Annotated in this window: 3 protein-coding genes and 1 pseudogene; all 4 read left to right on the top strand. The window is 38.6% G+C overall.

All coding sequences use genetic code 11. The features are described 5' to 3' along the window. Window positions 1-421: 421 nt before the first annotated feature. The 4 genes and pseudogenes from HT693_RS09950 to HT693_RS09930 all read left to right on the top strand — a co-directional run bounded on the left by HT693_RS09950 (window position 422) and on the right by HT693_RS09930 (window position 3,390). Window positions 422-730, top strand: a pseudogene (locus tag HT693_RS09950) (hypothetical protein). 316 nt (window positions 731-1,046) lie between these two features. After that, the gene (locus HT693_RS09940; protein ID WP_000521974.1) at window positions 1,047-1,523 is read left to right on the top strand and encodes a PTS sugar transporter subunit IIA; all 477 of its coding nucleotides are present in this window, start codon (window positions 1,047-1,049) and stop codon (window positions 1,521-1,523) included. A gap of 38 nt (window positions 1,524-1,561) precedes the next feature. Then, window positions 1,562-1,867: a PTS sugar transporter subunit IIB gene (locus HT693_RS09935; protein ID WP_000590547.1), complete on the top strand. Its 306-nt coding sequence runs from the start codon at window positions 1,562-1,564 to the stop codon at window positions 1,865-1,867. A gap of 47 nt (window positions 1,868-1,914) precedes the next feature. Then, window positions 1,915-3,390 carry a PTS galactitol transporter subunit IIC gene (locus HT693_RS09930; protein WP_023940029.1) on the top strand — a complete coding sequence of 492 codons (1,476 nt, stop codon included), beginning with the start codon at window positions 1,915-1,917 and terminating at the stop codon, window positions 3,388-3,390. Window positions 3,391-3,601 lie beyond the last annotated feature (211 nt).

Raw genomic sequence — 3,601 nt, 5'->3', positions numbered from 1 at the left:
AGATAAGCCAGTGAATCAATGCCTTGTCTCATATCCGTTTTCCCACACACGAGATAGACCTGCCCTAGGCTAGATAGATGAATTGTCATAGAGCAACACCTTATCCAAAAGCTCTTCTATCATTTCGAGATTGTGGAATCTCTACAGGAACAATAGGTTGTGGCATTAAAATATCCTCCAATAGTTTTACTTTACTAATAGTATACAGGAGGTCTTCCATGAATGATAGATACCTTGTTATGACGCGCTTACCCTGCTTCCTTATTTTATCGCCATTATTTAACCACTTAGACTGATATAGAGACCAGATAGGCAAAAGAACTTGTTCTTGAAACTGACCTCTACTATAATGATTTTTGTAAGGGACGTGAGGCTTCACTATCAGAGAACTCAAGTTCATAAAAAAATTGGAGATAAACAAATGAAAAAATTATTGGGAATTGTCTTTTTATTAGCAGCAGTGACAGTATTGTATTTTGGTTCTGTTGGCTAGCCAAGTTTGAATGTCAGCCTATGGTCTTTGATTCCGGTGGGTCTGTTCCTCTTTTTCACTCTAGAGAATCTTTTGAAAAAAGACTACAAGGCTAGTCTGATGTGTTTGATTATTGCCTTTATCATCGCAAATGCAATTTTGGACCTGTTGCCAATTTCAAGTGGCTTGGTGATTGGAGCAGGTGTGCTGGCTTGTGTAGGGATTGGCTATCTATTTCCTGATAAAGAAGGAAAATAATACTCTTCGAAAATCTCTTCAAACCACGTCAACGTCGGCTTGTCGTAGATATGGTTACTGACTTGGTCAGTTCTATCCACAACCTCAAAACGGTGTTTTGAGCAGTCTGTGCCTAGCTTTCTAGTTTGCTCTTTGATTTTCATTGAGTATTAGAACAGAAAAATACTTGGAATATTTGTTTGTTTATTTTTATATAACAAACTATAAACACAACAAAAGTATAAAAAAAGACAAAAATCAACAGAAAACTATTGACAACGATTACATATAGTGTTATACTTATAGCATAAAGTTAATGGAAAGAAGGGAAAACCTTATGGGATTAGATCATTTCTTTGACAAAAACCTTGTGTTTTGCTTAGAAGCGGATAATCAAGAACATCTCTTTGATCAGGTTGCTACTTTATTGGAGGAACGAGAAATCGTGACTCCAACCTATCGTGAAGCCTTGATTACGCGTGAAAAGTCATTTCCAACTGGCTTAGATATGGAATTTTTGGGTAAGGATTTGCCGAATGTGGCTATTCCTCACACAGATATTGTTCATAATCTGGCTGAAAAAGTTGTGGTCGTTCGATTAGAAAAACCAGTGACTTTCCACAATATGATTGCACCGGATAAGGAAGTAGAAGTATCCTTGCTCTTCTTTATCATCAATAACTCGAGTTCAAGTCAAACGAATATTCTTGCTCAGTTGATGGACTTCTTTACTGGAAATGGTCATCTTGAAGACCTATCAAAAATTTCTGAACCAGAAGCCCTCTATGCTTATATAGCTGAAGCAATCGCTTAATCTTGTTTATTAAAAATATTAAATCGGAGGAAATCCATATGATTAAAATTCTTGCTGCCTGCGGTGCAGGTGTTAACTCAAGCCACCAAATTAAAAGTGCTCTTGAAGAAGAACTTTCAAACCGTGGTTTTGATGTTCACTGTGATGCGGTAATGGTCAAAGACGTTAATGAAGACCTTATCAAAGGTTATGACATCTTCACACCAATTGCTGCGACAGACCTTGGTTTTGACCCAGGTATTCCAGTTATCGAAGCTGGACCAATCTTATTCCGTATCCCAGCAATGAGTGCTCCAGTATTTGATAATATTGAAGCAGCTATCAAAGAACACGGATTAAGCTAATTTTAATTTGTTAACATTCATATAACATAAAAAAGGGAGGAACTGTTATGGATGCAATCTTTGGCCTAATCAAAGAATTTTTCACACCTATCTTAGATATGGGTGGACCTGTCATCATGTTAATCATTTTGACATTATTGGCTCTACTTTTTGGAGTGAAATTCTCCAAAGCGCTTGAAGGTGGTATCAAACTTGCCATCGCTCTTACTGGTATCGGAGCTATCATCGGTATGCTAAATGGTGCTTTCTCAGCATCACTTGCAAAATTCGTTGAAAACACTGGTATCCAATTGAGTATCACTGACGTTGGTTGGGCACCACTTGCAACAATCACTTGGGGATCTGCTTGGACACTTTACTTCTTGCTTATCATGTTGATTGTCAACGTAGTAATGCTTGCTATGAAGAAAACTGATACACTTGACGTCGATATCTTCGATATCTGGCATTTGTCTATCACAGGTCTCTTGATTAAATGGTATGCAGACAACAACGGTGTGAGCCAAGGGGTTTCACTCTTTATTGCTACAGCAGCTATCGTCCTTGTCGGTGTGTTGAAAATTATCAACTCTGACTTGATGAAACCTACATTTGACGACCTTCTTAACGCACCAAGTTCATCACCAATGACATCAACTCACATGAACTACATGATGAACCCAGTTATCATGGTTTTGGATAAGATTTTTGAAAAATTCTTCCCAGGACTTGATAAATATGACTTTGATGCTGCTAAATTGAACAAGAAAATTGGTTTCTGGGGTTCTAAATTCTTCATCGGTTTCATCCTTGGTATCGTTATCGGTATTATGGGAACTCCACATCCAATTGCAGGAGTTGAAGATGCAGATAAATGGCGTCTTGTTATCAGAGGATGGTTGTCTCTTGGTTTGACTGCCGGTGTATCTTTGGAACTCTTCTCACTTATCGGTTCATGGTTCATCGCAGCCGTAGAACCACTATCACAAGGTATTACAAACGTTGCTACTAAACGTCTTCAAGGACGTAAATTCAACATCGGTCTTGACTGGCCATTCATCGCTGGTCGTGCTGAAATCTGGGCTTGTGCCAACGTACTTGCACCAATCATGTTGATTGAAGCTGTGCTTCTTTCAAAAGTCGGAAATGGTATCTTGCCACTTGCAGGTATCATCGCTATGGGTGTTACTCCAGCTCTCTTGGTTGTAACACGTGGTAAATTGCTCCGTATGATTATCTTCGGAACACTCTTGTTGCCACTCTTCCTTCTTTCAGGTACCCTTATCGCACCATTTGCAACAGAACTTGCTAAAGGTGTAGGTGCCTTCCCAGAAGGTGTGAGCCAAACTCAATTGATTACTCACTCTACTCTTGAAGGACCAATCGAAAAACTTCTTGGTTGGACAATTGGTAACACTACAACTGGTGATATCAAAGCAATTCTTGGTGCAGTAGTCTTCCTTGTATTCTATATCGGTATCTTTGCTTGGTACAGAAAACAAATGATTAAACGTAACGAAGAGTACGCAGCAAAAGCAAAATAATGCGCTCCTATAAAATGTAAATTGTTGAAACTAGGTTGTCATACTGTTTAGGAGTGACAGCCTAGGTTTTTTATAAACTATCAAGAAATCGGAGAAAATAATGGTAATTGAATTATACTCAATGAAAATCAAAGAGCAAACTAGGAAGCTAGCCGCAGGTTGCTCAAAACACAGTTTTGAGGGTGTAGATAAGACTGACGAAGTCAGCTCA

Origin of the sequence: Streptococcus sp. 2154 (assembly GCF_013277255.1) — a bacterium.
Lineage (GTDB): Bacteria > Bacillota > Bacilli > Lactobacillales > Streptococcaceae > Streptococcus > Streptococcus pseudopneumoniae.
Note: the sequence above shows the minus strand (reverse complement) of the source record. Positions and strands in the feature narration are given on the sequence as shown.